The following is a 26,328-nucleotide window of genomic DNA, read 5'->3' as shown; positions in this document are numbered from 1 at the left end:
CCGCGCATCGCGCGTTCAGTCCGGCAGCGCCGGATGAAACCCCGCTTCGGTCACGATCAGATCGAGCGGAATGTCGTGCGCCTCACGCTCCAGCGTGTCGGTGCGGCACGCTTCGTACGCGATGCCGACCGTGATCGGCTTGTGCGCGGCCGGCCAGCGGGCCAGCGTGCGGTCGTAATAGCCGCCGCCGTAGCCGAGGCGATAGCCGTCCGAGTCGAAACCCACGCAGGGCACGAACAGCAGCTCGGGCAGCACGACGCGCCCCGAAGTGGGCTCGGCAATCTTGTGATGACCGATTTTCATCGGCGTCGCGGGCGTCCACGCATGGAATTCGAGTGCCATGCCACGTTCTTTAATGATTGGCAGACTGGCTTCGTGATGCGAATCCGCGGCGAGCCAGATCCCGATCGCGCCGCGCGCGTCGAACTCGCCGGCGAGCGGCCAGTAGAATCCGGCGCTGCGTACCGCATAGTGCTTCAGCGCGTCGAGCATTCGACGCCCGAGCGCGGCATTCTTCGACGGCTCGGAAGCCGCTTGCAGACGGCTTTCCAGCAACATCCGGCGCAGCGCCTTTTTGGTTGCGGGGACAGGGTTGCATGCTATGCTTGGGTCCAATTCGCGCTCCAGAAACAACGATGTCAAAACGCCTTTTTCGAGTATATCGCGCGGCCGGTATCGCGCTGGCCGCAGCGGCACTCGTGGCCTGCAGTACTGCCTCGGCCGTCAAGCCTCTCCCGATCTCCCAACTCACGAATGACGACCAGATTTTCGTCCAGCTTCGCGAAGCCGCGCGCACTAACGACGCGGTGCGCGCAGCCCAGCTCGCGAGCATGATCCCGGATTATCCGGCGCCCTCGTATCTGGAGTACTTCCAGATCAAGCCGCAGCTGTTCGATTCGACCGGCCATGCGCGCATCGACGCGCCGGACGCGCCGGTGCTCGCGTTCCTGCAGAAGTACGACGGCCAGGCGATCGCCGATCGCATGCGCAACGACTATCTGACCGTGCTCGGCACGCGTCACGACTGGCGCAACTTCGACCAGCAGTACGCGAAGTTCGTGCTCGACGACGACACTCAGGTCAAGTGCTACGCGCTCGAATCGCGCGCGTCGCGCGGCGAGAACGTCGCGGACGCGGCGCGCGCGCTGCTCGTCGATCCGAAGTGGTACGGCGACGGCTGCGTCGATCTGATCACCGTGCTCGGCGTGAACCATCAGTTCAGCAGCGACGACATCTGGGCGCAGATTCGTCTCGCGTACGAGCAGAACTACACGAACACCGGCAGCAAGCTCGTCGACGCGCTCGGCGACCAGCCGCCCGACCCGGTGCTGTTCAGCCAGGCCGCCAATACGCCGCCGCTGCTGCTCGCGCGCAGCGTCGGACCGGATGCGCAATCGCATCAGCTGGCGCTGCTCGCGATCACGCGCATGGCGCGCAACGATCCGGCCATGGCTGCGGCCACGTTCGCATCGGTCGCGCCGTCGCTGAATTCGCCGGAGCGCGCGATCGGCTGGGGTACGATCGGCTATCAGGGCGCGCTCAAGCAGATGCCTGCCGCGGTCGACTGGTTCCGGCTGTCGGCGAACGCGCCGCTGTCGAATCCCGCGTATGAATGGCGCACCCGCAGTGCACTGCTTGCCGGCGACTGGAACATGGTGCGCTGGTCGATCGAGCAGATGCCCGAGTCGCTGCGCAAGCAGCCGTCGTGGGTGTATTGGCACGCGCGCGCGCTGAAGCAGGCCGGCGACACCGCCACGGCCAACCAGGAATTCCAGTCGATCGCGTCGAACTTCAACTTCTACGGCCAGCTCGCGCTGGAAGAGCTCGGCCAGAAGATCACCGTGCCGCCGAAAACCACGGTCACCGACGCCGAAGTGCAGCAGGCCGGCACCACGCCGGGTTTCGATCTGGCGCAGCGCTTCTATGCGCTGAATCTGCGGCTCGAAGGCAATCGCGAGTGGAACTGGCCGCTGCGCGGCATGACCGACCGGCAACTGCTGGCGGCCGCCGAGTACGCGCGCCGCATCGAGCTGTACGACCGCACCGTCAACACTGCGGACCGCACGAAGAGTGAGCATGATTTTTCGCTGCGCTATCTATCGCCGTTCCGCAACATCGTCGAGCAGGACGCGCAGTCGAGCGGGCTCGACGTCGAGTGGGCGTACGGGCTGATTCGCCAGGAGTCGCGCTTCATCATCAACGCGCGCTCGGATGTCGGCGCGGGCGGACTGATGCAGCTGATGCCCGCCACCGCGCAACTGGTCGCGAAGAAAATCGGTCTGGGCCCGCTCTCGCGCGAGCAGATGAACGACATCAACACCAATATCCTGCTCGGTACGAACTACCTGGCGATGATCTACAATCAGTTCGACGGGTCCGCCGTGCTGGCCACCGCTGGCTACAACGCAGGTCCGGGCCGTCCGCGTAACTGGCGGCAGTCGCTGCAGCGCCCGGTCGAAGGCGCGGTGTTCGCCGAGGCGATTCCGTTCCAGGAAACTCGCGACTACGTCAAGAATGTGCTGTCCAATACGGTCTACTACGCGGCATTGTTTGAAGGCCGTCCGCAATCGCTGAAGGCGCGCCTGGGTTACATCGCACCGTAAGCGCCTTGCCGCCGCAATCTCGTTTCGAGGTTGCGGCGCGCTTCGCCAGCCGTTGCCGCGGCTTCCATCAGGGAGTCGAAAAATGCGACATCAAGCTATCGCGGTCATCGGCGGCTCCGGGTTCATCGGCAGCTACCTCGTCAACTCGCTCGTCGAAATGGGCAAGGATGTGCGCGTCGCCACGCGGCGACGCTACAACGCGCGCCATCTGACCATGCTGCCGATCGACGTGCTCGAAACCGACGTGTTCGATCCGGTGCAGCTCGCGCGCTTCGTCGAAGGCGCGGATTGCGTGATCAACCTCGTCGGTATCCTGAACGGCAAACGCGGCAAGCCTTATGGACGGGAGTTCGCGCATGCGCACGTCGAGTTGCCGACGCGCATCGTCGCCGCCTGCGAAGGCAAGGGCGTGCATCGGCTGATTCATCTGAGCGCGCTCGGCGCCAATCCCAGCGGCCCGAGCATGTATGCGCGCTCGAAGGGTGACGGCGAGAAGGCGGTGCATGCGGCGAATGTCGCGTGGACGATCTTCCGGCCGTCCGTCGTGTTCGGTCCCGAGGACGCGTTTCTGAACAAGTTCGCGTTTTTGCAGCGCGTGTTTCCGGCCATCCCGCTCGCGATGCCGGACGCGCAATTCCAGCCGGTCTATGTCGGCGACGTCGCGAAGGCGATCGTCAACGTGCTCGATATGGATGGCGCGGGCGGCCGCACCTACGAGCTCGGCGGCCCGACCGTCTATACGCTCGAAGACCTGGTGTCGTATTGCGGCGACGTGATCGGCAAGCATGCGCGCATCATCCGTCTGCCCGAGCCGCTCGCGCGGCTGCAGGCGCTGAGCTTCGAATTGGCGCCGGGCGAACCGGTGATTTCGCGCGACAATCTCGATTCGATGAAGGTCGCCAATATTCTGAGCGGGCCGCTCGCGCCGGAGCTCGGACTCGAACCGGTCAGCATCGAAGCGATCGTGCCGACGTATCTGACCGGCGCGGCCTCGGGTTCGCGACTCGACACGTTCCGCGCCAGCGCGGGGCGCTGAATCCTATTTCACACTCCCTGATAACAAGCATGAAACTGCTGATTGGTGACAAGAACTATTCGTCGTGGTCGATGCGTCCGTGGCTGCTGCTCACGCACTTCGGCATTCCGTTCGACGAGGAACTGATCCTGCTAAACGAAGCGGACACGAATGCGAAGATCCGCGCTCAGGCACCGCGCGGACCGGGCAAGGTGCCGTGCCTGATCGACGACGCGGGGCAGGCCGTGTGGGATTCGCTCGCGATCGCCGAAACGCTCGCCGAGCGCTTTGCCCAACACGCGCTGTGGCCGCGTGACGCGGCGGCGCGCGCGCATGCGCGCAGCGTCAGCGCCGAGATGCATTCGGGCTTCGGCGAATTGCGCTCGAAGATGTGGATGAACATCCGTGCGTCGTTCCCGGGCAAGAACGCGACGCCGGGCGCGCTCGCCGACATCGCGCGGATCGAGACGATCTGGCGCGACTGCCTCGACACCTACGGCGGTCCGTTCCTGTTCGGCGAATTCGGCATTGCCGACGCGATGTACGCGCCGGTCGCAATGCGCTTCAACACGTGGAAGCCTGCGTTGTCGGAGACCTCGGTCGCCTATGTCGAGCGGCTTACCAAGCTGCCCGCGGTCAACGCATGGATCGATGCCTCGCGCCGTGAAACGCACGCGATCGCCTATCAAGACGAATGCCCATGAATATCTATGCAGTAGGTGGCGCGGTCCGCGACGAGCTGCTCGGCGTACCGGTGCAGGACCGCGACTATGTGGTGGTGGGCGCGACGCCCGAGCAGATGGTCGCGCAGGGCTATCGGCCGGTGGGCAAGGACTTTCCGGTATTCCTGCATCCGCAGACGCACGAGGAGTACGCGCTCGCGCGCACCGAGCGCAAGACGGCGGCCGGTTATCACGGCTTCCAGTTTTTTTATGCGCCCGACGTGACGCTCGAAGAAGACCTCGCGCGCCGCGATCTGACGATCAACGCGATGGCGCGCGAGGTGCGCCCGGACGGTGCGCTGACCGGCCCCGTCATCGATCCGTTCAACGGCCAGGCTGACTTGCGGGCGCGGCTCTTTCGCCATGTCAGCGATGCGTTCCTCGAAGATCCGGTGCGGATTCTGCGCATCGCGCGTTTCGCGGCGCGCTTCGTCGATTTCACGGTCGCGCCGGAAACGCTGGCGCTGATGCGCGAGATGGTCGCCGACGGTGAAGCCGATGCACTGGTGGCCGAGCGCGTGTGGCAGGAAGTATCGCGCGGACTGATGGAGAAGAAGCCGTCGCGGATGTTCGACGTGCTGCGCGACTGCGGCGCGCTCGCGCGGATTCTGCCGGAGATCGATGCGTTGTTCGGCGTGCCGCAGCGCGCCGACTATCACCCCGAAGTCGATAGCGGTGTTCACGTGATGATGGTGCTGGACCATGCCGCGCAGCAGGGCTACACGCTGCCGGTGCGCTTCGCGGCGTTGACACACGACCTCGGCAAGGCGACCACGCCCGAAGAGCAACTGCCGCGGCACATCGGCCACGAGGGCCGCAGCGTCGATCTGCTGAAGCCGCTGTGCGAGCGGCTGCGCGTGCCAAATGAATGCCGCGATCTGGCGGTGCTGGTCGCGCGCGAGCACGGCAACATTCATCGCGTGATGGAGATGGGGGCGGCGGCACTGGTGCGCCTGCTCGAGCGCAGCGACGCGATCAGGAAGCCGGCGCGCTTCGCCGAGGCGCTGCAGGCCTGCGAGTCCGATGCGCGCGGGCGGCTCGGCCTCGAGATGAGCGAGTACCCGCAGGCCGAGCGGCTGAGGGTGGCGCTGGTGGCCGCGCGAGGCGTGGATGCGGGAGCGGTGGCCAAGCGGCTCGCCGATGCACCGGCCGGCATCAAGGACGCCGTGCATGAGGAGCGGGTGCGCGCGGTGCAAGCGGCGCTTGCCTGAAGCGGTGGTAACGTGAAGCGGCGCGCGGTGCCTACAACACCCGCGCCAACAGCGACAACAGAATCGACAGCACCAGCGTCGACATGAACGGAAACGGATACTCGCGGCCGAACAGCCGCAAGGTCACGTCGCCGGGCATCCGGCCGATGCCGAGCTTCCGCAGCCACGGCCAGCACGACGACAGCACCGCGACGGCGACGAAGGTAGTCAACAGCCAGCGAATCATCGCGAGTCCTCGAACCGGAGCGGCTTCACAATCACAGCGTATGCGAGCGGTCGCCGCTCGAAAAGGCGCGCAGCGTATCGTCGAGTCCGCGTGAAAACGCGATCACCTTGAAGAGTTCGCCCATCTCCGCCTCGGACAGCAGCTTCTGTACCGCGTTGGCCGCGGGCAGAAAACGCCTCGCGTCGGCGGGATCGATTTCGCCGAGCACCTCGGTGACGCCCGCGTTCAGCAGGAAGCGCGCTTGCGAAGTGAAGCCGAGCAGATCCGCGCCGGTGTCGACGCCCGCCTCGGCGATGCCAGTGAATTCGACGTGCGCGGTGATGTCCTGCAGACCGGGGTACAGGAACGGGTCGCCGTGCGCGCGATGCCGGTAGTGGCACATCAGCGTGCCCTGCGCGCGCTGGTCGTGGTAGTACTCGTGGCGCGGAAAGCCGTAGTCGATCAGCAAGATCGCGCCGCGCGCGAGCATCGTGCAGATGGTGCGCGTGAAAGCGCGGGCGGCTTCGTGCGTTTCGGTCACGTAGCCGTCGCCGGCGTTCTCGCGATCAGTATCGATTTCGGTCAGCAGCGCGCGGTCCGCGGCGGCCGCGACGGGGCGGTCGTCGAATGCGAATGCGCCGTCGCGCCAGACCACGCCGCGCTCGTGCCAGACACCGCCGTTTTGCGCGAAGAGCCGCACCGGCATCGCATCGAGCACCTCATTGCCGATCACCACGCCTTCGAAGCGCTCCGGCAATGCGTCGAGCCAGCGCACTTTGGCGAGCAGCGCGGGCGCGGCCGCCGCGATCGTTTCGCGCTGCCGCTCGCGCAGCTCACCCGACAGATCGACGATCGAATAGTTGTCGAATTCGGCGCCGAGGGTGTCGAGCGCATTGAGCAGCCCCGCGGCGAGCTTGCCGGTGCCGGCGCCGAACTCCATCACCTCGCGCGTGCCGCTCGCCTCCAACGCTTCCGCGACCGGGCGCGCGAGCGTCGCGGCGAACAGCGGTGACAATTCCGGCGCGGTGACGAAGTCGCTGCCGTCGTCGGCGCGCAGGCCGAATTTGCGTGCACCGCCGCTGTAGTAGCCGAGCCCCGGCGCGTACAAAGCGCGCTCCATGTAGCGGTCGAACGGCAGCCAGCCGCCGGCCGCTTCGAGCTGCGCGCGGATCTCGGCGACGAGCGCGTCGGACTGCGCGAGCGCGCTCGGGCCGGGAGCAGGTAAACTATCGGGTGGGTGAGCTTTCGGATTCATCCCCGCATTGTAAATGACCGTTTCTCCGGACATCGCTGCCCGCGCGGCCGAAGCGCCGACTGAACCGCCCCGCGTCGTGCTGATTACCGGCGCCGCGCGCCGCATCGGGCGCGCGCTCGCGCTCGGCTTTGCCGCACGCGGCTGGGACGTGGCCGTGCACTATGGCGCCTCGCGTGAGGACGCCGACGAAGTGGTCGCACAGATCGTCGCGCTGGGCCGCCGCGCGGTCGCGCTGCACGCCGAGCTCGGCGACGAGGCGCAGGTCGCGCGGCTGCTGCCGGACTGTACTGCCGCCCTCGGGCGGCCGTCGTGCATCGTCAACAACGCGTCGCGCTTCGAGGAAGATACGGCGCGCGACGTCGGCTACGATCTGCTGCTGAAGCTGACCGCGATGAATGTCGGCGCGCCGCTGGTGCTCGCGCGCATGCTTTACGACGCGACGCCCGATGCCGCGTTGCGCGACGAAAGCCAGCGCAGCGTGGTCATCAATCTGCTGGATCAGAAGCTGTACAACATGAACCCGGACTATCTGTCGTACACGCTGTCGAAGGCGGCGCTGCAGACCGCGACGGTCGCGCTCGCCCAGGCGCTCGCGCCGAAGGTCCGGGTGGTCGGGCTCGCGCCTGGCCTGACCATGCAATCGGGCGACCAGACCCAGCACGGGTTCGAGGCCGCCCACCGTATGACGCCTCTCGGCCGTGCGTCGCGGCCCGAGGATATCGTCGCCGCCGCGCTGTATCTCGCGGATGCAGCCGGCGTCACCGGAACGACGCTGGTGGTCGACGGCGGGCAGCATCTCGTGCCGCTGCCGCGCGACGTAATGTTTTTGACGGGCGCCTGACACGCGCGCGCGGCCAGCCTTCGATGCGGCCGTCGCGAGTGGCGCAGCGCCCCTTTGCGTGCCCGCACGCTTTTTTGATTGGAACGAACATGTTTGCCGCTCTTTCGCACCCCCGGCTCGCCGATTGCCGCCGGCTGTTTCTGCGCAATTACGAAGTGCATATCAACATCGGCGTGCACGACTTCGAAAAGCGCGGCGAGCAGCGCGTCGTGATCAACGTCGAACTGTTCGTGCCGCTCGCGATGTCCACGCCGGTTCACGACAAGCTCACCGAAGTCGTCGACTACGATTTCATGCGCTCGACGATCGCCAGGCGCGTGTCGCAAGGCCATATTCATCTGCAGGAAACGCTGTGCGACGACCTCGTGCGCGTGATGCTCGAACATCCGCAGGTGCGCGGCGCGCGCGTGTCGACCGAGAAGCCGGACGTGTATCCGGACTGCGATGCGGTCGGTGTCGAAGTCTTCCGCATCAAGGAGGACTGAGCGATGAATGCACCGGAAATGCTGAACGCAGGCAACCAGGCCGCCGAGGCCACCACGGCCCCGAACGCGGCGCGCGCCCCGAAATCGCCGCTCACGCGCCGCGAGCAGAAGGAAGCGTACGAGAACAACAAGCTGTTCAAGCGCCTCGCGCGCCAGGTCGGTCAGGCGATCGGCGACTACAACATGATCGAGGACGGCGACAAGGTGATGGTGTGCCTGTCGGGCGGCAAAGACAGCTACGCGATGCTCGACATCCTGATGCGGCTGCGCGAGCGCGCGCCGATCAATTTCGACATCGTCGCGGTCAACCTCGACCAGAAGCAGCCGGGCTTCCCCGAGCACGTGCTGCCCGAGTATCTGACCCAGCTCGACATCCCGTTCCACATCGAGAACCAGGACACCTACAGCATTGTCAAGCGGCTCGTGCCGGAGGGCAAGACCACCTGCTCGCTGTGCTCGCGGCTGCGGCGCGGCATCCTGTATCGCGTCGCCGGCGAGCTCGGCGCGACCAAGATCGCGCTCGGCCATCATCGCGACGACATCCTGCAGACGCTGCTGCTGAATCTGTTCTACGGCGGCAAGCTGAAGGGCATGCCGCCCAAGCTGCAATCGGACGACGGCAAGAACATCGTGATCCGGCCGCTTGCCTACGTGAAGGAAACCGATCTGGAGAAGTACGCGGAGCTGCGCGAATTCCCGATCATTCCGTGCAATCTGTGCGGTAGCCAACCAAACCTGAAGCGCGCGGAAATGAAGGCGCTGGTCCGCGACTGGGAGAAGCGTTTCCCCGGCCGCATCGCGAACATGTTCAACGCGCTGTCGAACGTAGTGCCGTCGCATCTGATGGATCACCAGCTGTTTCCGTTCGCGGGGTTGCGCGCGACCGGCGAGGCCGACCCGCAAGGCGACATCGCGTTCGACGAAGAACCGTGCTTGAGCGGCGACGAAGGCGCGCCGCTCACCGGCGCGAAGACCATTCCGCTGGTCCAGTTCGACGACCTGTAGAGAGCGAAAATTGCTTATTTTGGCGGCATTCGGGCGGTTTTCCGCTGGCTTGCACGCCCCGCCGAGGCCGCGTTTGCGGCCTTTTTTGCAGGTGCAGCATGATAGAATCGTGCGCTCCAAACTCGTCTATTTGCCGACGCCATGAACATCGTCATTTTGGCGGCAGGTACCGGCAAGCGCATGCGGTCCGCGCTTCCCAAGGTGCTCCATCCTCTGGCCGGCCGGCCGCTCCTCGCTCATGTCATCGACACCGCCCGCGCGCTGAAGCCCGCGCGCCTGATCGTCGTGATCGGCCACGGCGCCGAAGCCGTGCGCGAAGCCGTCGCGGCGCCCGATATCCAGTTCGCGGTGCAGGAGCAACAGCTCGGCACCGGCCACGCGGTGCAGCAGGCGCTGCCGCTGCTCGATCCTTCGTTGCCCACGCTGGTGCTCTATGGCGACGTGCCGCTCACGCGCGCGCAAACGCTGCGCGCACTGACAGAGCGCGCCGGGCAGGACGGTTACGGCGTACTCACCGTCACGCTCGACGACCCGAACGGCTACGGCCGCATCGTGCGCCATCAGCATGGCAACGTGCAGCGCATCGTCGAGCAGAAGGACGCAAATCCGGAGCAGCTGAAGATCGCTGAAATCAACACCGGCATCATCGTCGCGCCGACCGCGCGCCTTGCCGGCTGGCTCGCGGCGCTCAAGAACGACAACGCGCAAGGCGAGTTCTATCTGACCGACGCGGTCGAGATGGCGATCGAAGCCGGCCTCGAAGTCGTCACCACGCAGCCCGACGACGAGTGGGAAACGCTCGGCGTCAACAGCAAACAGCAGCTCGCCGAACTCGAGCGGATTCATCAGCGCAACGTCGCCGACGCGCTGCTCGTCGCGGGCGTGACGCTCGCCGACCCCGCGCGCGTCGACGTGCGCGGCACGCTCGAATGCGGCCGCGACGTATCGATCGACATCAACTGCGTGTTCGAAGGCAGCGTGTCGCTCGCTGACAACGTCAGCATCGGGCCGAACTGCGTGATTCGCAACGCGCGAATCGGCGCGGGTACGCGGGTCGATGCGTTCACGCACATCGAAGGCGCGCAAGTCGGCGCGAAAGCCGTTGTCGGTCCGTATGCGCGCTTGCGCACAGGCGCGGCGCTGCAAGACGAGTCTCATGTAGGGAACTTCGTCGAGATCAAGAACGCTGTGCTCGGTCATGGCTCGAAAGCCAACCACCTCAGCTACATCGGCGACGCGGATGTCGGCGCGCGCGTGAATATCGGCGCGGGCACGATCACCTGCAACTACGACGGCGCCAATAAATTCCGCACCGTGATCGAGGACGACGTGTTCGTCGGCTCGGACACGCAACTGGTCGCACCGGTGCGCGTGCAGCGCGGCGCGACGATCGCGGCCGGCACCACGGTGTGGAAAGACGTCGCCGCGAATGCGCTGGTGTTGAACGATAAAACCCAGACGAGCAAGACGGGCTACGTGCGCCCAGTCAAAAAGAAAAGCTGATCGATATGGCGTGCCCACGAGGCGCGCTCACTGAATTCGGCACTGAAAAGGAATACACCATGTGCGGCATTGTCGGCGCGGTTGCGCAACGTAATATCGTTCCCGTCCTGATCGAAGGACTGCGACGTCTCGAATATCGCGGCTACGATTCGTGCGGCGTCGCCGTGCTTGGCGCTCGCGGGCCGAGCCGCGCACGCAGCGTCGCGCGCGTCGCCGACCTCGACGCTCAGGTGCGCGAAGGTCACCTCGAAGGCGTGACGGGCATCGCGCATACACGCTGGGCCACGCATGGCGCGCCGGTCACCGACAACGCGCACCCGATCTTCTCGCGCGACGCGCTGGCGTTGGTACACAACGGCATCATCGAGAACTACGAGACCTTGCGCGAAATGCTTCGTGGCAAGGGTTATGAGTTCGTGTCGCAAACCGACACCGAGGTTATTGCTCACCTGATCCATAGCCTGTATCGCGGCGACCTGTTCGCCGCGGTGCGCGAGGCGATCGCACAACTGCACGGCGCGTATGCGATCGCGGTGCTGCATAAGGACCAGCCGCATACGGTGGTCGGCGCCCGCCAGGGCTCGCCGCTCGTGGTCGGACTCGGCGACGGTGAAAACTTCCTGGCCTCGGACGCGCTCGCGCTCGCCGGCAGCACCGAGCGCTTCATCTTCCTCGAGGAAGGCGACGTCTGCGAACTGTCGCTCGATGGCGTGCGCATCGCCGATCGCCAGGGCGAGATCGCGCAACGCGAGGTGCGTCAGGTCGCAGCCTATGGCGGTGCGGTCGAACTCGGCCCGTATCGCCACTTCATGCAGAAGGAAATCTTCGAGCAGCCGCGCGCGATCACCGACACGATTCCGCAAGCCGACGCGTTCGATGCGTCGATCTTCGGCGAAGGCGCGCGCCAGGTGTTCGCGGACATCGACAGCCTGCTGATTCTCGCGTGCGGCACGAGCTACTACTCGGGACTCACCGCCAAGTACTGGCTCGAATCGGTCGCGAAGATTCCGACTCAGGTCGAGATCGCGAGCGAGTATCGCTATCGCGAGTCGGTGCCGAATCCGAAGTCGCTGGTGGTGGTGATCTCGCAGTCGGGCGAAACCGCCGACACGCTCGCGGCGCTCAAGCACGCGCAGGAACTCGGCCACCAGCACACGCTCGCGATCTGCAACGTCGGCACGAGCGCGATGGTGCGGCAGACCGAGTTGTCGTTCCTCACGCATGCGGGCCGCGAGATCGGCGTCGCGTCGACCAAGGCATTCACGACGCAGCTGGTCGCACTGTTCACGCTGGCGGCAACGCTCGCGAAGCTGCGCGGACGTTTGAGCGACGAGCAGGAAGCGAGTTATCTGAAGCAGTTGCGCCACCTGCCGGCCGCGCTGAACAGCGTGCTCGCGCTGGAGCCGCAGATCATCGCCTGGTCGGAGGAGTTTTCGCGCAAGGAACACGCATTGTTCCTCGGACGCGGCATGCATTATCCGATCGCGCTCGAAGGCGCGCTGAAGCTCAAGGAAATTTCGTATATCCACGCCGAGGCGTATCCGGCTGGCGAGCTGAAGCACGGGCCGTTGGCGCTCGTGACCGAAGCGATGCCGGTGGTGACGGTTGCGCCGAACGACGCGCTACTCGAAAAGCTGAAGTCGAACATCCAGGAAGTGCGCGCGCGCGGCGGCGAGCTGTATGTGTTCGCCGATGCGGATACGAAGATCGTCAATGGCGAAGGGCTGCATGTGATCCGGATGCCGGAGCACTATGGCTTGCTGTCGCCGATCCTGCACGTGGTGCCGCTGCAGTTGCTCGCGTATCACACCGCGTGTGCGCGTGGCACCGATGTGGATAAGCCGCGCAATCTGGCGAAGTCGGTGACGGTGGAGTGACGACGAAGCAGAAGACGTAACGACGACGACGACGACGGTCGGCGACGAACCGGGCCGCCGGCTCCCGCCAAATCAGCCGCAGCGCCATTCGGTGCGGTGCGGCTGACGAAACATCCACCGCTCAAATCGGCATCTGTCGTTCCACGATGCCTCGACGTGACGACGCCACATCGACTACCCTCTGTCGACATCCCGTGGCCACGTCACCATGAAGACCTCATCTCGCAACACGCTCACCGGGAAGCTCAAGTCGCGAGTCGTACTGATCGCGCTGTTCGTCGGTTCGATGTGGGCCGTGTTCTTTCTGTCGGTTGCGTTGCCGTTCCTGCATCTGGACGAACACGGTGTCGTGCCGCGTACGTTCGGCGGCTTGCAAGGGATTCTGTTCGCACCGTGGCTGCATGCGAGCGTCGGGCATGTCGCGGCCAACACGAGTGGGCTCGTCGTACTGGGCTGGCTGTGTACGTGGCCGCACATCGGCGGCTTCTGGCGCGCGACCATCGGCGCGATGCTCGGCGCCGGTCTTTGCGCGTGGCTGTTCGGCGCGCCGTATTCGGTGCATATCGGCGCGAGTGGACTGGTGTTCGGCTATGCGGGTTACCTGGTCGCACGCGGCTACTTCACGCGCAATCTGGCGTCGATCCTCGTGGCTCTAGTCGTAGTCGGCAGCTACGGTCTGAGTTTGCTGTTCGGTGTGCTGCCGATCTATCCCGATGTGTCGTGGCAGAGCCATGTCGGCGGCGTGATCGGCGGTGTGCTCGCGGCACGCTCGGGAGCCGGGGCTGCGCGCCGGGTGCGGGCGCGCTGACGGAGACCTCGCCGTTCGTTGGAATGGACCCGGTTCGAGGGCGTCTCGGCCTACAACTCCGGCCGCGCCAGATCGCTCGCGACGATGTGTTCGCCGTACACCTGCGCGGCCGCGAGTGCTTCGACGCGGCTCGGATGCGGGCCGAGTTCGGGCGCGCCGTCGAACGGAAACAGCACGCGGCCGTCGGTCGTGCGCACGACCTTCAACACGCCGAAGAAGCGCCGGTAGCCGGCCATCTTCGCGCTCGCCGAAATCTCGAAGTCGTCGTCCGATGTGCCCGGGACGCTGGGAATAAACGCGGTCTTGCTCATAGCTGAAAACATCGGTTGTTCATCGAGGCGGTGCGCAACGCGATACGCACGGCCGACGACGTGCATTGTCTCAAATCCGCGCGAACGATGAAGCGAGCGGCCCCCTCGCCACGCGATCGAGCGCTTCGAGCGCGAAGACCCGAGCTCTCATCCGCACGAGCAAGTTCGATTGCTACCTCGACAAAGTGCAACTAACTGCACAAGAGTTGCGAGGCGAAAAGCTGTTCGACGACGCCGCCGGCGGCAATTGCGCATCTGTCATATCGAGCAGCCTGGCGTGAACGGAGCGGATCGAAAAACGCGAAGAGTTCTGGTCACCCTTGATTTAAAAGACAAAAACTGTCGAAGAGAGGCTCCGCAGTGCACCTCGGAGCTATAATGCGCGGATCTTTGCTTCCCCTAACGTCCACCATGAGCCGGTTACTTTGTCTGATCGTGCTTTCGCTCGGCCTCGCGCAAACCGCGGCGGCCGACGAAAACACCGACCGAATATCGGCGTACCTGACGCAGAAATTCGGTGTGGGCAAAGAAAAAGCTCAAAAGATCTCCGACGCGGTGCAATCCGCTGCCAACAAATACTCCCTCCCTCCGGCGCTGCTGCTCGCCATCATCTCGATCGAATCCCGCTTCAAGGAAAAGGCCCGCGGCGCCAATGGCGCGACAGGGCTGATGCAGGTCGTGCCGCAGGCGCACCGCGGGCTGCTGCGCAACGTGAAGGACCTGACCGAACCGGGTGCGAACATCGAAGCCGGTTCGGCGATCCTGTACGGCTACATGCGCTCGGCGAACGGCGATCTGAATACGGCACTGAAGAGCTATGGCGGTTCGAAGGCCTATGCGCAGAAGGTGAATCTGCGCGTCGAAGATTTCGCAGCGGTTGCGACGCCCGCGGACGGCGCTTCAGGAGCCGCCGGGCGGCCCGCGTCGTGCGAGGCGGATCGTTGCGCCGGTGCGAACCCGTGGGCCGACGCATTCAGCCTACCGGCGGCGCTCACCACACCTGTGGCACCTGCGGCGAGCGGGGCCACCACGGCCTCTGGGTCGAGTTCGGCCGCGACAGCGGGCTCGACGCGCACTACATCGAACTAGGCGCGCTCGCGCGGTTTCTACTCCCGTTTTCGCCCGTACGTGCTGCGGAGGCCGGGCGGGGTGCATCCAGTTGATATGCCGTGTTACATGACGTAATAGGGTTCGGGCTCCGGCTTGCACGCTTTTTACGCACATAGCGCTGCCCGCTCTACAATGCATTCCCATTCGCGCTCACGAGGCGCTTCTTGCACCTGATCATGCAGACCCCCTTCTCCCGCACCACCGCCGCGGCCCTGTTCGGGCTGCTCGCGCTCACGGCATGCAGCAGCAGCACGCCGCAACCCAAGTTCACGCAGGAACTGTTCGAAACCGGCGCAAGCCCGTACGCGCGCAATTTCAATTCGAGTACCGGCGATAGCTGCGAAGCCGCGCGCCGCGCACTGCTGAGTCAAGGCTATCTGACGACAATGTCGCGCCCCGATACCGTCGACGGCACGAAGAATTTTCAACCGACCGGCGATTCACACGTGGTCGTCGAATTTCACGTCGTCTGCACGCCCGGCGAAGAGGCGGCCAATACCAGCATCGTTTATGTGAACGCGGTGCAGAACGGCTTCGCGTTGAAGAAGAGCGATACGTCGGCGAGCGTCGGGCTCAGCGTGCTCGGTTCGCTGTCGCTGCCGATTCGCTCGAATAGCGACGCGATGGTGAAGATCTCGAGCGAAACGATCCCGTCTGGGAAGTTCTACGACCGCTTTTTCAGCCTCGTCGATCACTACTTGCAGACCGTCGTGCGGACGCAGCCGGTGACGAGCAGCTCGATCGAAACGCGCACGCTGCCAATGCAGGTAGCCACGCCGCTCCAGCTGACGATTCCTGATCCGGTCCCCGAGCCGGTACCGGCGGCGACTCCCGCTGCCGTTCAGGCGACGCCGGCAGTGTCGGTTCAGGCGACGCAGCCATCTGCGGTTCAACCGGTCCAATCAGCGCCCGCCCCAGTGCAGTTAACCGCGCCCGCACCGGTTTCGCTAACGACGCCGTCGCCAACCTCTGCGGTCCAACCAACCGACCCGATTGGCCAGGCCGCTGCGATCGAACCCGCGAGTGGCACGTCGTCTCCGGTGCCGTGACAGCGGCGCAGCGGCTTTCGCATCGAGGCGGATCAAGATCCGATCAGCCTTTGATTCAGGCGCGCAGCCAGATTCACCTTATGGTGTTTACTTGATACGTATACATACGTAGTAGTAGTTAACAAGGGTTAACCGATTCTGTGGATAAGTCGCAAATGTCCCGCCGCTTCAACATCATGCGAAACCGATAACCCTGCGGAACACGTCGGTAGAAAAACTACATAACTGGGATAAGTTCGAACACCCGTTAACCGACCCCCGCCTTATCAAGATTTCGCGCACAGGCTGTTCGTCGTGCTATCCCGAAGTTATTCAGAGGTCGCTGTGGATAACCATCGCCTCCGAACTACGTTTGCCGTTGCTCGCACCTGCGCTTCGCGCGATGCGAAGCGCTCGCAAACGCACAGAGTTTCGGCCACCGAACGCGCACATTGATGACGCGGTACGAAGATTGCGCGGCTTCTTATTGCAAGCGCAACTGTTGCTATTTCGTCAAAAACCATTTGCCGAGCGAACAATCCGGCATAGAGTTAAAGTGCTTTGTGAGGTTTCTGGTGCAGTGCGGGGGATGTATGAAACGCAGATCAGCACGACAGCTAGTCCGTCTTCTGTCGGACCTTCGACATGCGGCCCATTGCAGATCGTTGCGGGCGGCCGCAACCAATCGGATGATGGCGCTGGCAGCCGCCGAGGCGGCCGAGAACGGCGACACCACTTGCGACGACGACAGTCCCGAGTCCATGCGCAATGCGCAGCGCGACAAGCTGTTCCGGAGCAGATCATGAGAACCGCGAGCGAACAGTCGTTGCGGTTTCTGGTCGACAAGTGGCTTTCGCCATCGCCGGCGGAGCCGGTTCACGTGACGGAGTTCAGCCGCACGCGCACCGGCGGGCGGCGTTATGTGCGGGTGGAAACTTCGTCGGAAGAGGGCGCGCGCGGTTTGTTCTTCTTTCGGCACGACGACGGCTGCTGGTGTGTGTTTCCGCCGACCGCCGATACGCCGAGCCTATTCGCTCATCCGCGCGCGGCATAGTTGGGCGAATGGGCAAGACGCCTGCCGGTGCGCGTCGCGCACCGAGCGTCGGCGTCGAATCGTTTTAACCACTGTCAGTCACAACCCCTGCGGAGCACGCTGCCGGGCGCGTTTCGAGCCCGGCAGTACCTGACACACGATCAATCCCGCGAGCATCAGCGCACAGCCGAACAATGCGCGAGCCGTCAGCGTCTCACCGAGCACGAGCCATCCCGCGAACGCCGCGAACACGCCTTCCATGCTGAAAATCACCGCCGCGTGCGAAGGCGCCGCATAGCGCTGCGCGACCACCTGGATCGTATACGCGACGCCCACCGATAATGCACCGCCGTACGCGATCGTCGGCGCGGCTCGCACAATCACCGCGGCGCTAACGGGCTCGACGACGAGGCCAATCGACAGACACACGAGCCCACAGGTCACGAACTGCACAAGCGCGAGCATCAGCGTGTCGTGGCGCGCCGCGAAGCGGCCGACCAGCATCATCTGCGCGGAAATCACCAGCGCCCCGGCGAGCTGATACCAGTCGCCGTACAGCATCGAGAAGTGCTCGTCGACGCTCAGGAAGTACATGCCAACGGCCGCGAGCAGCGCGCCAAGCCATGTACCGAGGCCGGTCCGGTGGCGAAACAGCACGCCGAGCAGCGGCACGATCACCACATACAGCGAACTGATGAAGCCCGCGTTCGCGATCTTCGTGTACTGCAGGCCGATCTGCTGCAGCGAGATCGACACGGCCAGCACGACACCGAGCAGCCCGCCCGCGCCAAGCAGTTCGCGGGCGCCGCCAGGCGCGCGCTTCGTCAGTTCGGCGAGCGCCGGGCGGCGCACGCAGACGATCATCGTCAGCACGACGAGCGCGCCGAGCAAAAAGCGCAAGCCGGTGAACAGGAACGGGCCGATCGTATCGAGGCTCAGTCGCTGCGCGACGAACGCGGAGCCCCAGATCATCGCGGCGATCAGCATCAGCACGTTCGCGCGCAGGTGTTGGCGGGTGTCGGGATTCAAGGTTTGTTCTGTTTTGTCGTGTGGATCGGGCTGGGAAGCCGCAAGGGCGCGCCACGCGGTGCGCAGCCCGTAAGGAATCGCTCACATGATACGCGGGCCTCGCACGCCGGGCAGGCAAAGCCCGCGAGCCGCGCGATAATCGCGCAACGGCCGCGGTCGCCGCCGTGCGGACCGCTGTGATCAGGCGACTTGCAAACCGGACCGCGATCCCTGGCTCCTTCCACGAGCAAACGAAATGGACGACAAGGACTGGATCGCGGGCGCCGCGAAGGCGCTCGCGATCATCGAAGCATTCGACGAAGAACACGCGCGCATGACTCCGACGATGGTCGCCGCGCGCGCCGGCCTGTCACGGACGGCCGCACGCCGCTATCTGCTGACGCTGCGCGAGCTCGGCTACGTCGACACCGACGGCAAGCTTTTCTGGCTCGCGCCCCGCGTGCTGCGGCTCGGGCAGTCTTACCTCGATTCGGCGCGGCTGCCGCGCACGGTACAGCCGTTCCTGCAGCGGATCACCGCGACCGTGCAGGAAACCGCGCTGGTTGCGATTCTCGACGAATACGACGCCGTCTACGTCGCGCGCAACGGCGTGAATCGGGCGATGGCGGTTCGGCTTCGTGACCGGCTCGCGCGCGCCGGCGCCGTTGTCGTCGGCGGGGCTCGTGCTGCTCGCGTTTCAGCCGCCCGACAGCATCGACCCGTGGCTCGCGTCGTATCCGATCAAGGTTTTTACGCCGTACACCTATTCGACGGTCGACCGGCTCAGGGAAGTGCTCGGCGAAATCCGCCGCAACGGCTACGTGGTCACCGACCAGCAGCTCGAGATCGGGGTGCGCGGCGTCGCGGCGCCGTTGCGCGACCGGCACGGTACTGTGGTCGCGGCGATCAGCGTCAGCATGCCGATCGGCGAGGAGTCGGCGAACGCCGCGCTGCACCGCGTTTTGCCGGCGCTGCAGGAGACCGCGAGCCTGCTGCGGAACCTTGTTTGAGCGCGGCGAAGCGGTCGGCGAGGCGCGCGGCAGGTGGCTTCACGGGGGAGTTGGTAGTGTCCCTGGTGCAACTTGCAGGTCGATGCAAGCACGCTGAAAGCAGGCTGTCTCCCGGAAAATACATATCGAGTTTTGCGCATGACAAACCGCCTACGCTTGGGTAATACTCTCCCGCGGGGAGCACAAGGCGCCTCGAAGTCCGGCCCGCTCTACCGTGCAGCTGTTGTATTCATTCACATTGACTAGGTCGTCTGGTTTGGGGATCAACACATGAAAAAAGTTATCGTCTCGCTCGCAGCCGCTTCGATCGCACTCGTTTCCGTTCAGGCTTTCGCACAGGCATCGGATGCCGCAGCTACGGAAGCAGCAAGCGCACCGAAGAAGCACCACATCAAGCAACTGAAGACCCACGGCAAGAAGGCACACGTTTCCGCTGCAGCTTCGGCCGCTGGCACGAACGACAAGGGCACGCAGAACTAAGCCGACGCCCGCTCGTCGGGCGTCCCATACCGCTGCACCGGGCCGCTTGCCGGTCGATGCAGCCGGTGAAGGCGGATGCGTTGCAAGCAAAAAGGCCAGAGCGCGAGCTCTGGCCTTTTTGCATTTGCGGCGAATATTGCGCGCGGGAAGATCAGCCCGCGAGCCCGCGCCGGATCACTTCATCGAGCAAACCGTTCAGGCCGTCCGGATGCGTGGCGGCGCGCGTTTTCAATTCTTCCACCAGCCCGCTATTGAGCTTGCACGCAAACGGGACGAGGCCTTGCGCCTGATCGAGCTTGCGCTGCTCGCGCCGGTCGACTTTCGGCTCGGTCGCCGCGTTCTTGCCGCCGCGGTTCGCGGCCGCCTGCTTCATCGCGTTGCCCAGTTTCAGCGCCTTGTTCTTTTCAAGGTCGGTTTTTTTCATCGCCATCGGAAAGGCCTCTGCCAAATAGATCAACCCGCATTGTACGCAAGCGCGCGACGTCAGCCGACTCGCTCCCGCGCGCTGACGGAGACGCTGTCCATCAACGCGCGCATTCTCTGCCAATGCGTGCCCTCCCAGAACACCCGTCCGCATACATCGCAGGTGACGAAGCGGCTATGCCGCTGCAGCACGCCGTGCGGCACACGCGGGCCGGCTTCCTCGCGCCCGATTCGGCGCAGCGGCGCGTTGCATACCAGGCATAGCCGGAACGGTTGCGCGCTGCGCGCGAGATCGAGCCGCTCGAACACTTCGCGCAACTGCTCGCGCGGCCGCAGCGCGCGCACATAGCAGCCATGCGTGATGTTGCGGCGTTTGAGCAGCTCGCGGTCGCGCGTTAGCACGATGCGCTGTTGCGTGGCGGCGAGCGCCTCGATATCGGCGTCGGGAAAGTGGTTGTCGTACAGCGTATCGAAGCCCGCAAGCCGCAATAGTGGCGCGAGGCCGCCGAGATGCGCGTCGGCGATGAAGCGCATCACGCGCAACGGACGCTCGCGCACACGCAGCAGCGGCTGGATGTCGAGCGCCTCGAACTTTGGATAGACCGCGACGCGGTCGCCGTCGGCGAGCGGATAATCGAAACCGACCGACTCGCCGTTCACGAGGATCAGCTCGACCTCGGTATGCGGCACACCGAGCACTTCGATCATGTGCTTGGTCGTCGCGTCGCGCGCGCAGACGCAGGTGAACGCGCGCCGGCGCAGCGGCCGGGCGATGAAGTCGTTCAGCTCCTCGTAGAAGCGGAATGTCGCAGTGACCATGCCTGCAGTATCGCACCGCTAGGGCTGCGGGTTGTCCTGCGCGTGTCGCATGAGTGTGCTTTACTTCGGTTTCTTTAGAAGACGGAGCGATAGATGGACATCGGTTTTATCGGTCTCGGCGAGATGGGCGCCGCGATGGTTGCAAACATTCTGAAAGCCGGGCACCAGGTGCGCGTGTGGAACCGCTCGCCGGAGAAGGCTCAGCCGCTGGCCGCGCTGGGCGCACAAGTGGTCGCCACGCCGGCTGAAGCGTTTGCGGGCGACGCCGTGTTCTCGATGCTCGCCGACGATGCCGCGCTGCGCGAAGTCATCACCGCGTCGCTGCTCGAACATGCGCCGCGCGGGCTGATCCACGCGAACATGGCGACGATTTCCGTGGCGCTCGCCGAGGAACTGGCGACCGCGCACGCGTCGCGCGGCGTGCACTATGTGGCCGCGCCGGTGCTCGGGCGGCCCGACGTCGCGGCGGCGGGCAAGCTGACGATCGTCGCGGGCGGCCCGGCCGAATCGATCGACCGGATCCAGCCGATTTTCGACGTGCTCGGCCAGAAGACCTGGCGCATCGGCTCGCTGCCGCAGCAGGCGAACGTGATGAAGCTGGCCGCGAACTTCATGCTCGGCGCGGCGATCGAGTCGCTCGGCGAAGCGGCCGCGCTCGTGACGGGCCACGGCGTCGGAATGCAGGACTTCCTCGATGTGATCACGAGCGGCCTGTTCCCGGGGCCGGTGTACTCGGGCTACGGCAAGCTGATCGCCGAGCAGCGCTTCGAACCGGCGCTGTTCAAGGCGCGTCTGGGACTGAAGGACGTGCGCCTCGCGCTCGCCGCCGCCGATGCGGTGACGACGCCGATGCCGGTCGCAAGCGTGGTGCGCGACAGCCTGATCGAGGCGATCGCGCACGGCGACGGCGAGAAGGATTTCGCGGTGCTGGGCCAGGTGGCCGCGCGGCGCGCCGGCCGTTGATCGTGGCCGTCGATCGCCGCACGGGAGCGATCGACCCAATGTGACCGCATGGAGTCATGCCGGGCGGCAAGGCATAATGGCCGCCCGATTTCCCTACACCCGACCTCGATGACTCTGCATACCTGGTGGCTGTTCGTCGCCACCGTTTTCGTCGTTTCCGCGATTCCCGGTCCCAACATGCTGCTCGTGATGACGCACGGCGCCCAGCACGGTCTGCGCCGCGCGAGCGCGACGATGGCCGGCTGTCTGTCGGCGCTGGTGCTGATGCTGGCGGTATCGGCGGCGGGACTCGGCGTGTTTCTGGCGGCATGGCCGACCATGTTCAACGCACTGCGCATGATCGGCGCGGCCTACCTCGTGTATCTGGGCATCAAGGCATGGCGCGCGCCGGCTGACGAAGCCGCCGCGCAAACCGTCGACGACCTGGCGGTCAGGCCCGCGCGCTCGCGCTTCGCGCTGTTTCGCAACGGCTTTCTGGTCGCGAGCAGCAATCCGAAGGCGATTCTGTTCGCGGCCGCGCTGCTGCCGCAATTCATCGATGCCACCGAACCGAAGTTGTCGCAGTTCGGCGTGCTGCTCGCGACGTTCGCGTTGATCGAGGTCAGCTGGTATCTGGTGTACGCGGGTTTTGGTACACGCATCGGCGCGAAGCTGAAGAGCCGCAGCGTCGCGCGGATGTTCAACCGGCTGACGGGTGGTGTATTCGTGGGTTTCGGCGCGATGATGGCGCTGGTGCGGCACTGAGCACCGCGCCTGCTGGCAGACAAGGGGAAACTGAAGCGTGTTTGTGTGGCCGTTGTATGTTTGCAACATCGAGGGTCAACCCTAATTTGCATGTTGCAACGCACCAAGCGGTTTGCTATAGTACGTCTTGTCTCCTCCATGTCTCCTCTGATATGGATTCAGCCCGCCAACCTAGGCGGGCTTTTTTTTGCCTGGAATTCGCCGCGTGTGCGCAAAACACCACCGCCGCGACCGCGGAAAATCAAGCTCAGAACTTATACGACGCGGCCACGAAGGAAGTGACCGGGTTCGCGGTATTAAAACGAAAAAGCCGGTCTTTGTAGACCGGCTGGCTTTTTCGTAGGCTCGCAGCGAGGCTCGCGGGTCGACTCGCTTAGCGTTTCAAACCGCTGTCTTCGGTCGCGCCGATCGCGAGATTCATGCACTGGATCGCCGCGCCCGACGCGCCCTTGCCGAGATTGTCCAGACGCGCGACGGTCACGAAGCGCTCCTCATTGCCGAACACGAACAGATCGACACGATTGGTGTCGTTGTTCGCCTGCACGTCGAAGAAGCCGGTGTCGAGGTTCGCGTCGGCGTCGAACGGTGCGACGTGCACGAATGCTTCGCCTGCGTAGTACTCGGCGAACAGAGCCTGCACGTCCTGCGGTGTCGTCTTCTTCGCGAGCTGGCCCGGCGAGAAGTACGTGGTGACCGCGAGGCCCTTGTAGAAGTCGCCAACGATCGGCGTGAAGATCGGCGCCGACTTCAGGCCCGTATGCGCGGCCATTTCCGGCAGATGCTTGTGCGTGAGGCCGAGCGCGTACGGGCGCGGGCTCTTCAGCCTGTCGTTGCCGCCGGCTTCGTAGTCGGCAATCATCTTCTTGCCGCCGCCGCTGTAGCCGGTGATCGAGTAGGCGTGCGCGGCGAACTCGGGCGCGACGACGCCGCCTTCGACGAGCGGGCGCATCGCGAGCACGAACGCCGAGGCGTGGCAGCCCGGCACGGCGATGCGTTTGGCGGTGCGCAGCCGCTCGCGCTGCGAACGGGCCAACTCAGGCAGGCCGTAGGCCCAGTCGGGCGAGGTACGGAATGCGGTACTCGCGTCGATCAGCACCGTGCGGTCGTTCTCGACGAGCGAAGCGGATTCGCGCGAGGCGACGTCGGGCAGACACAGGAACGTGACGTCCGATGCGTTGATGAGACGACGGCGCTCGTCCAAGTCCTTGCGCTTCGCTTCTTCGATACGCAGGATTTCGACGTCGGCGCGCTGCGACAGGTATTCAAAAATCTTCAGGCCGGTCGTGCCTTCCTGTCCGTCGACAAAAACTTTCGTGCTCATCTCACTCTCACTCGCTGGAAACGGGGCGCGACGCCGCGCCGGAACGTTATTTTAAGACGTCATCGCCGCGACCGTGCGGTGCAGCGCGAAAAAACGACGATGCCCGCGCAACGTGACATCGGCGTGACCCGTTGTGCGGCAAATGCGGGCTGATGACCGAAGATGCACTACAGATGCGGCGCGACGCCGCTTCGGCGCCGTTCAGGCCGCTCTGCCATCAACCGCGCGCCGCGATCCAGCGCGCGGTGACGCCCGCGATGCGCGCGCCGAACAGGCGCGCGGTTTCGAGATCGCCCGGCGGCGGCGCTTCGTCGGGCGACGCATCGGCCGCCGATTGCGTGAGCAGGCCGGTAAAGCCGCCGACGAAGTTCAGATCGTTGCGCGTTGCGGCCTTCGTGTTCGACGGCATCATGCCGGTGCCCGCCCAGATCATGCTGTGCTGCATCGCCAGCGTGACGAAGTACTGGATCGTCGAGAACTTGTCGCCGTTCATCGTCGCCGAGTTCGTGAAGCCGGCCGCGATCTTGTCTTTCCACGCCTGCGCGAACCACGGTTTCGAGCTCGCATCGGCGAACTTCTTGAAGTCGGCCGACGGGCCGCCCATGTAGGTCGGCGCGCCGAAGATCAGCGCGTCGGCCGAGGCGAGTTCGTCCCACGAGGCGTCGTCGAGGTCGCCCACCGGCATCAACTTCGCGTGCGCACCGGCTTCGAGCGCGCCCGCGAGCACGGCTTCGGCGACCTTCTTCGTATGGCCGTAGCCGCTGTGATAAACGATGACGATCTTCGACATGGACTGCTCCAGCAAGGCGACCCGGAAGGTGATGGGAGACGAAACGCGATGCGGCGCGGCGGCGCGCCATGACGACCGCGCTGGCCGCCACTAGCGCCCGTAATTGACCACCAGCTTCGCGCTGCCGATCGCGGCCGTGCCGATCTCGTGATCGAACATCAACGCGGGACGCCCTTGCGCGAGACGCAGATCGGCCGAGTTCAGCGCGTACACGGTGATGATATAGCGATGCGGTTTGCCGGGCGGCGGGCACGGGCCGCCATAGCCGTCCGTATCGAAGTCGTTGCGCGCTTCGACCGCACCGAGCTTGCGCAGGAAACCGGACGAACTGGCATTCTCGGGCAGGCCATCGACCGTGGCTGGGATGCCCGCGACCGCCCAGTGCCACCAGCCGCGCCCAGGCGCGTCCTCGTCGAACATCGTGATCGCGAAGCCGCGCGTGCCGGCCGGTGCGGCGCGCCATGAGAGCTGCGGTGACCGGTTGCCGCCCTTGCAGTCGCTCTGGTCGAACACCTGCGCATTCTGCACGGCGCCGCCCGCGCGCACGCTCGCGCTCGTCAGCGTGAACGGCTCGTCGGCGCCGGCACCGGCACTATGCGCCGCCAATAGTGCGAGCATCGCACCGACGGCGAGCGATCGATGCCACCGGGATGAAGCCAACGAAACAACCAGGCAACGCACGCGCATATGCCGGTTCTCCTGTCAGGGCGCGAGGCGCGGGTCCTCGCGATGGTCGTTGTCCTGAATTGTGCCCCAAGGTCGAATAAAGTCTAACACCAGCGCTGATTAGCTCTGCGACGCAATCTGTTCGCGTCCCGCGGAATTAGCAGATAGGAAATCAGCTATAGTAAGAGGATTATCGGGCGACCCTGGCTGTATTTATCTCGTTTAAATAGCGAGCGTCGAAAGAAGTGTTAGAAGAGACCGGTTTATCCGTCCAGAGGAGGACGATGCAAGTTTCACTCAGGGTCGTGGTGGCAGACGATCATCCGGTTATTCTGTTTGGTGCCGAAAATGCGCTTCACAAATTTCCCGGTATGCAAGTCGTTGGGCGCGCAAGACAGTCGACTGAACTCATCAAATTGTTGCAATCCACCGGATGCGACGTGCTCGTCACCGACCTGGCCATGCCGGGCGGTCAGTACGGCGATGGCTTGCAACTGATCGACTATTTGCGCCGCAATTTTCCGAACCTGCCCATTGTCGTGCTCACCATGCTCGAGAACGCCGCCTTACTGAAACGGCTCAAGGAGCTTGGCGTGACGTCGGTCGTGAACAAGTCGGACGATCTAAGCCATATTGCGCTTGCGGTACAGCACGTCGGCCGTCGCATGACCTATATGAGTCCGTCGGTGAAGGCGGTGCTCGAAGGGTTGCGGGTCAATTCGGCCGGCAAGCGCGACGACTCGAAGCTGTCGAGGCGCGAACTCGAAGTCGTGCGGCTGTTCGTATCGGGTATGACGATCAAGGAAATTTCGGAGCGTTTGAATCGCAGCATCAAGACGATCAGCACGCAGAAAAATGCAGCCATGCGTAAGCTCGGAATCGATCGCGACTCCCAACTATTCCAGTATGCACAGAGCAATGGTTTGCTGAATCTGTCGTCGAACGCGGCCAGGAACATCGCGAACGAGTCCTGATATCGCGCCTCGTTTCGTCCGCCGCGTAATCGGCGAAAGGTAATCGGCAATATGCAATCGGCGATAAAAAAAGCCGCCTGTTTCGCGACAGGCGGCTTTCTTATTCAATTCGCATAAA

At 64.6% G+C, this 26,328-nt stretch carries 27 protein-coding genes and 1 pseudogene; 18 read left to right on the top strand and 10 right to left on the bottom strand.

What is annotated here, in order from left to right; translation table 11 throughout:
• Nucleotides 1-15: 15 nt before the first annotated feature.
• Nucleotides 16-558 carry a 5-formyltetrahydrofolate cyclo-ligase gene (locus AB3X96_RS00195; protein ID WP_255215121.1) on the bottom strand — a complete coding sequence of 181 codons (543 nt, stop codon included), beginning with the start codon at nucleotides 556-558 and terminating at the stop codon, nucleotides 16-18.
• 77 nt (nucleotides 559-635) lie between these two features.
• Between AB3X96_RS00195 and AB3X96_RS00190 the strand changes: the two genes are divergently transcribed.
• The 4 genes from AB3X96_RS00190 (at nucleotide 636) to AB3X96_RS00175 (ending at nucleotide 5,551) form a co-directional block, all read left to right on the top strand.
• Nucleotides 636-2,603 carry a transglycosylase SLT domain-containing protein gene (locus AB3X96_RS00190; RefSeq protein WP_368588166.1) on the top strand — a complete coding sequence of 656 codons (1,968 nt, stop codon included), beginning with the start codon at nucleotides 636-638 and terminating at the stop codon, nucleotides 2,601-2,603.
• 82 nt (nucleotides 2,604-2,685) lie between these two features.
• Nucleotides 2,686-3,639 (top strand): complex I NDUFA9 subunit family protein, encoded by a 954-nt coding sequence (locus AB3X96_RS00185; RefSeq protein WP_176380101.1) that lies wholly within the window; start codon nucleotides 2,686-2,688, stop codon nucleotides 3,637-3,639.
• 29 nt (nucleotides 3,640-3,668) lie between these two features.
• Nucleotides 3,669-4,322 carry a glutathione S-transferase family protein gene (locus tag AB3X96_RS00180; protein WP_184226267.1) on the top strand — a complete coding sequence of 218 codons (654 nt, stop codon included), beginning with the start codon at nucleotides 3,669-3,671 and terminating at the stop codon, nucleotides 4,320-4,322.
• Nucleotides 4,319-5,551, top strand: a complete 1,233-nt coding sequence (locus AB3X96_RS00175; protein ID WP_368588165.1) for a multifunctional CCA addition/repair protein — start codon at nucleotides 4,319-4,321, stop codon at nucleotides 5,549-5,551. The genes AB3X96_RS00180 and AB3X96_RS00175 overlap by 4 nt, the downstream gene beginning before the upstream one ends.
• Before the next feature lie 31 nt (nucleotides 5,552-5,582).
• Here AB3X96_RS00175 and AB3X96_RS00170 read toward each other — a convergent pair whose 3' ends face one another.
• Both AB3X96_RS00170 and AB3X96_RS00165 read right to left on the bottom strand, forming a co-directional pair.
• A complete protein-coding gene (locus AB3X96_RS00170; RefSeq protein WP_013090808.1) occupies nucleotides 5,583-5,777 on the bottom strand; it encodes a DUF2905 domain-containing protein in 195 nt (64 codons plus the stop codon).
• A gap of 31 nt (nucleotides 5,778-5,808) precedes the next feature.
• Complete coding sequence (locus AB3X96_RS00165) at nucleotides 5,809-7,011, bottom strand: class I SAM-dependent methyltransferase (RefSeq protein WP_368588164.1); 1,203 nt, start codon at nucleotides 7,009-7,011, stop codon at nucleotides 5,809-5,811.
• A gap of 13 nt (nucleotides 7,012-7,024) precedes the next feature.
• Here AB3X96_RS00165 and AB3X96_RS00160 point away from each other — a divergent pair, with 13 nt between their 5' ends.
• The 6 genes from AB3X96_RS00160 (at nucleotide 7,025) to AB3X96_RS00135 (ending at nucleotide 13,530) form a co-directional block, all read left to right on the top strand.
• The gene (locus AB3X96_RS00160) at nucleotides 7,025-7,852 is read left to right on the top strand and encodes an SDR family oxidoreductase (protein ID WP_368588163.1); all 828 of its coding nucleotides are present in this window, start codon (nucleotides 7,025-7,027) and stop codon (nucleotides 7,850-7,852) included.
• 89 nt (nucleotides 7,853-7,941) lie between these two features.
• Complete coding sequence (locus tag AB3X96_RS00155) at nucleotides 7,942-8,337, top strand: dihydroneopterin aldolase (RefSeq protein WP_018432566.1); 396 nt, start codon at nucleotides 7,942-7,944, stop codon at nucleotides 8,335-8,337.
• Nucleotides 8,338-8,340: 3 nt separating this feature from the next.
• Nucleotides 8,341-9,342, top strand: a complete 1,002-nt coding sequence (ttcA, locus tag AB3X96_RS00150; RefSeq protein WP_368588162.1) for a tRNA 2-thiocytidine(32) synthetase TtcA — start codon at nucleotides 8,341-8,343, stop codon at nucleotides 9,340-9,342.
• Between the two features lie 141 nt (nucleotides 9,343-9,483).
• Nucleotides 9,484-10,845, top strand: coding sequence for a bifunctional UDP-N-acetylglucosamine diphosphorylase/glucosamine-1-phosphate N-acetyltransferase GlmU (gene glmU, locus AB3X96_RS00145; protein ID WP_368588161.1), 1,362 nt, complete (start codon nucleotides 9,484-9,486; stop codon nucleotides 10,843-10,845).
• A gap of 59 nt (nucleotides 10,846-10,904) precedes the next feature.
• Nucleotides 10,905-12,722, top strand: coding sequence for a glutamine--fructose-6-phosphate transaminase (isomerizing) (gene glmS, locus AB3X96_RS00140; protein WP_368588160.1), 1,818 nt, complete (start codon nucleotides 10,905-10,907; stop codon nucleotides 12,720-12,722).
• A 208-nt stretch (nucleotides 12,723-12,930) separates the two neighbouring features.
• Nucleotides 12,931-13,530 (top strand): rhomboid family intramembrane serine protease, encoded by a 600-nt coding sequence (locus tag AB3X96_RS00135; protein WP_368588159.1) that lies wholly within the window; start codon nucleotides 12,931-12,933, stop codon nucleotides 13,528-13,530.
• 50 nt (nucleotides 13,531-13,580) lie between these two features.
• On the opposite strand, the gene AB3X96_RS00130 is transcribed toward AB3X96_RS00135, so the two are convergent.
• Entirely contained in the window at nucleotides 13,581-13,841 is a 261-nt protein-coding gene (locus AB3X96_RS00130; RefSeq protein WP_176124588.1) for a DUF6723 family protein, read from the bottom strand.
• Nucleotides 13,842-14,252: 411 nt separating this feature from the next.
• Between AB3X96_RS00130 and AB3X96_RS00125 the strand changes: the two genes are divergently transcribed.
• The 3 genes from AB3X96_RS00125 (at nucleotide 14,253) to AB3X96_RS00115 (ending at nucleotide 17,033) form a co-directional block, all read left to right on the top strand.
• Nucleotides 14,253-14,930 (top strand): lytic transglycosylase domain-containing protein, encoded by a 678-nt coding sequence (locus tag AB3X96_RS00125; protein WP_368588158.1) that lies wholly within the window; start codon nucleotides 14,253-14,255, stop codon nucleotides 14,928-14,930.
• Between the two features lie 197 nt (nucleotides 14,931-15,127).
• Nucleotides 15,128-16,000, top strand: a complete 873-nt coding sequence (locus AB3X96_RS00120) for a DUF2242 domain-containing protein (RefSeq protein WP_368588157.1) — start codon at nucleotides 15,128-15,130, stop codon at nucleotides 15,998-16,000.
• Nucleotides 16,001-16,781: 781 nt separating this feature from the next.
• Entirely contained in the window at nucleotides 16,782-17,033 is a 252-nt protein-coding gene (locus AB3X96_RS00115; protein ID WP_176110066.1) for a hypothetical protein, read from the top strand.
• A gap of 78 nt (nucleotides 17,034-17,111) precedes the next feature.
• On the opposite strand, the gene AB3X96_RS00110 is transcribed toward AB3X96_RS00115, so the two are convergent.
• Nucleotides 17,112-18,041, bottom strand: a complete 930-nt coding sequence (locus tag AB3X96_RS00110) for a DMT family transporter (protein WP_368588156.1) — start codon at nucleotides 18,039-18,041, stop codon at nucleotides 17,112-17,114.
• Between the two features lie 235 nt (nucleotides 18,042-18,276).
• On the opposite strand from AB3X96_RS00110, the pseudogene AB3X96_RS00105 reads away from it, so the two are divergent.
• Together AB3X96_RS00105 and AB3X96_RS00100 are read left to right on the top strand one after the other, a co-directional pair.
• Nucleotides 18,277-19,030 (top strand): annotated as a pseudogene (locus AB3X96_RS00105) (IclR family transcriptional regulator C-terminal domain-containing protein).
• Nucleotides 19,031-19,300: 270 nt separating this feature from the next.
• Complete coding sequence (locus AB3X96_RS00100; protein WP_018432578.1) at nucleotides 19,301-19,510, top strand: hypothetical protein; 210 nt, start codon at nucleotides 19,301-19,303, stop codon at nucleotides 19,508-19,510.
• Between the two features lie 151 nt (nucleotides 19,511-19,661).
• Here the strand turns inward: AB3X96_RS00100 and AB3X96_RS00095 are convergent, their stop codons facing one another.
• Nucleotides 19,662-19,940: a hypothetical protein gene (locus tag AB3X96_RS00095; protein ID WP_176110069.1), complete on the bottom strand. Its 279-nt coding sequence runs from the start codon at nucleotides 19,938-19,940 to the stop codon at nucleotides 19,662-19,664.
• Between the two features lie 53 nt (nucleotides 19,941-19,993).
• The gene (locus AB3X96_RS00090; RefSeq protein WP_368588155.1) at nucleotides 19,994-20,752 is read right to left on the bottom strand and encodes a Mut7-C RNAse domain-containing protein; all 759 of its coding nucleotides are present in this window, start codon (nucleotides 20,750-20,752) and stop codon (nucleotides 19,994-19,996) included.
• Between the two features lie 93 nt (nucleotides 20,753-20,845).
• On the opposite strand from AB3X96_RS00090, the gene AB3X96_RS00085 reads away from it, so the two are divergent.
• Nucleotides 20,846-21,715: an NAD(P)-dependent oxidoreductase gene (locus tag AB3X96_RS00085; RefSeq protein ID WP_176110071.1), complete on the top strand. Its 870-nt coding sequence runs from the start codon at nucleotides 20,846-20,848 to the stop codon at nucleotides 21,713-21,715.
• Nucleotides 21,716-21,823: 108 nt separating this feature from the next.
• Nucleotides 21,824-22,459 (top strand): LysE family translocator, encoded by a 636-nt coding sequence (locus AB3X96_RS00080; RefSeq protein ID WP_368588154.1) that lies wholly within the window; start codon nucleotides 21,824-21,826, stop codon nucleotides 22,457-22,459.
• Nucleotides 22,460-22,832: 373 nt separating this feature from the next.
• On the opposite strand, the gene argC is transcribed toward AB3X96_RS00080, so the two are convergent.
• From argC to AB3X96_RS00065, 3 genes are all read right to left on the bottom strand, one after another.
• Nucleotides 22,833-23,780 carry an N-acetyl-gamma-glutamyl-phosphate reductase gene (argC, locus tag AB3X96_RS00075; RefSeq protein WP_368588153.1) on the bottom strand — a complete coding sequence of 316 codons (948 nt, stop codon included), beginning with the start codon at nucleotides 23,778-23,780 and terminating at the stop codon, nucleotides 22,833-22,835.
• A 217-nt stretch (nucleotides 23,781-23,997) separates the two neighbouring features.
• The gene (locus AB3X96_RS00070; RefSeq protein WP_368588152.1) at nucleotides 23,998-24,570 is read right to left on the bottom strand and encodes a flavodoxin family protein; all 573 of its coding nucleotides are present in this window, start codon (nucleotides 24,568-24,570) and stop codon (nucleotides 23,998-24,000) included.
• Nucleotides 24,571-24,660: 90 nt separating this feature from the next.
• Complete coding sequence (locus AB3X96_RS00065; RefSeq protein ID WP_368588151.1) at nucleotides 24,661-25,257, bottom strand: YbhB/YbcL family Raf kinase inhibitor-like protein; 597 nt, start codon at nucleotides 25,255-25,257, stop codon at nucleotides 24,661-24,663.
• A 263-nt stretch (nucleotides 25,258-25,520) separates the two neighbouring features.
• Here AB3X96_RS00065 and AB3X96_RS00060 point away from each other — a divergent pair, with 263 nt between their 5' ends.
• On the top strand, nucleotides 25,521-26,210 hold the full coding sequence (locus tag AB3X96_RS00060) for a response regulator (RefSeq protein ID WP_176124615.1): 690 nt from the start codon (nucleotides 25,521-25,523) through the stop codon (nucleotides 26,208-26,210).
• The last annotated feature ends 118 nt before the right edge of the window (nucleotides 26,211-26,328 follow it).

It is taken from the genome of Paraburkholderia sp. BR13439, assembly GCF_040948805.1.
Lineage (GTDB): Bacteria > Pseudomonadota > Gammaproteobacteria > Burkholderiales > Burkholderiaceae > Paraburkholderia > Paraburkholderia youngii.
Note: the sequence above shows the minus strand (reverse complement) of the source record. Positions and strands in the feature narration are given on the sequence as shown.

Bases quoted from the DNA above. Each gene is read 5' to 3' on its own strand.
- AB3X96_RS00090 (WP_368588155.1), bottom strand. From the start codon at position 20,752: ATGGTCACTGCGACATTCCGCTTCTACGAGGAGCTGAACGACTTCATC.
- argC (WP_368588153.1), bottom strand. From the start codon at position 23,780: ATGAGCACGAAAGTTTTTGTCGACGGACAGGAAGGCACGACCGGCCTG.
- AB3X96_RS00130 (WP_176124588.1), bottom strand. From the start codon at position 13,841: ATGAGCAAGACCGCGTTTATTCCCAGCGTCCCGGGCACATCGGACGAC.
- glmS (WP_368588160.1), top strand. From the start codon at position 10,905: ATGTGCGGCATTGTCGGCGCGGTTGCGCAACGTAATATCGTTCCCGTC.
- AB3X96_RS00155 (WP_018432566.1), top strand. From the start codon at position 7,942: ATGTTTGCCGCTCTTTCGCACCCCCGGCTCGCCGATTGCCGCCGGCTG.
- AB3X96_RS00135 (WP_368588159.1), top strand. From the start codon at position 12,931: ATGAAGACCTCATCTCGCAACACGCTCACCGGGAAGCTCAAGTCGCGA.
- AB3X96_RS00070 (WP_368588152.1), bottom strand. From the start codon at position 24,570: ATGTCGAAGATCGTCATCGTTTATCACAGCGGCTACGGCCATACGAAG.
- AB3X96_RS00100 (WP_018432578.1), top strand. From the start codon at position 19,301: ATGAAAAAAGTTATCGTCTCGCTCGCAGCCGCTTCGATCGCACTCGTT.
- AB3X96_RS00190 (WP_368588166.1), top strand. From the start codon at position 636: ATGTCAAAACGCCTTTTTCGAGTATATCGCGCGGCCGGTATCGCGCTG.
- AB3X96_RS00195 (WP_255215121.1), bottom strand. From the start codon at position 558: ATGTTGCTGGAAAGCCGTCTGCAAGCGGCTTCCGAGCCGTCGAAGAAT.
- AB3X96_RS00185 (WP_176380101.1), top strand. From the start codon at position 2,686: ATGCGACATCAAGCTATCGCGGTCATCGGCGGCTCCGGGTTCATCGGC.
- ttcA (WP_368588162.1), top strand. From the start codon at position 8,341: ATGAATGCACCGGAAATGCTGAACGCAGGCAACCAGGCCGCCGAGGCC.
- AB3X96_RS00060 (WP_176124615.1), top strand. From the start codon at position 25,521: ATGCAAGTTTCACTCAGGGTCGTGGTGGCAGACGATCATCCGGTTATT.
- AB3X96_RS00125 (WP_368588158.1), top strand. From the start codon at position 14,253: ATGAGCCGGTTACTTTGTCTGATCGTGCTTTCGCTCGGCCTCGCGCAA.
- AB3X96_RS00065 (WP_368588151.1), bottom strand. From the start codon at position 25,257: ATGCGCGTGCGTTGCCTGGTTGTTTCGTTGGCTTCATCCCGGTGGCAT.
- AB3X96_RS00165 (WP_368588164.1), bottom strand. From the start codon at position 7,011: ATGAATCCGAAAGCTCACCCACCCGATAGTTTACCTGCTCCCGGCCCG.
- AB3X96_RS00115 (WP_176110066.1), top strand. From the start codon at position 16,782: ATGAGAACCGCGAGCGAACAGTCGTTGCGGTTTCTGGTCGACAAGTGG.
- AB3X96_RS00180 (WP_184226267.1), top strand. From the start codon at position 3,669: ATGAAACTGCTGATTGGTGACAAGAACTATTCGTCGTGGTCGATGCGT.
- AB3X96_RS00080 (WP_368588154.1), top strand. From the start codon at position 21,824: ATGACTCTGCATACCTGGTGGCTGTTCGTCGCCACCGTTTTCGTCGTT.
- glmU (WP_368588161.1), top strand. From the start codon at position 9,484: ATGAACATCGTCATTTTGGCGGCAGGTACCGGCAAGCGCATGCGGTCC.
- AB3X96_RS00175 (WP_368588165.1), top strand. From the start codon at position 4,319: ATGAATATCTATGCAGTAGGTGGCGCGGTCCGCGACGAGCTGCTCGGC.
- AB3X96_RS00085 (WP_176110071.1), top strand. From the start codon at position 20,846: ATGGACATCGGTTTTATCGGTCTCGGCGAGATGGGCGCCGCGATGGTT.
- AB3X96_RS00095 (WP_176110069.1), bottom strand. From the start codon at position 19,940: ATGGCGATGAAAAAAACCGACCTTGAAAAGAACAAGGCGCTGAAACTG.
- AB3X96_RS00160 (WP_368588163.1), top strand. From the start codon at position 7,025: ATGACCGTTTCTCCGGACATCGCTGCCCGCGCGGCCGAAGCGCCGACT.
- AB3X96_RS00170 (WP_013090808.1), bottom strand. From the start codon at position 5,777: ATGATTCGCTGGCTGTTGACTACCTTCGTCGCCGTCGCGGTGCTGTCG.
- AB3X96_RS00120 (WP_368588157.1), top strand. From the start codon at position 15,128: ATGCAGACCCCCTTCTCCCGCACCACCGCCGCGGCCCTGTTCGGGCTG.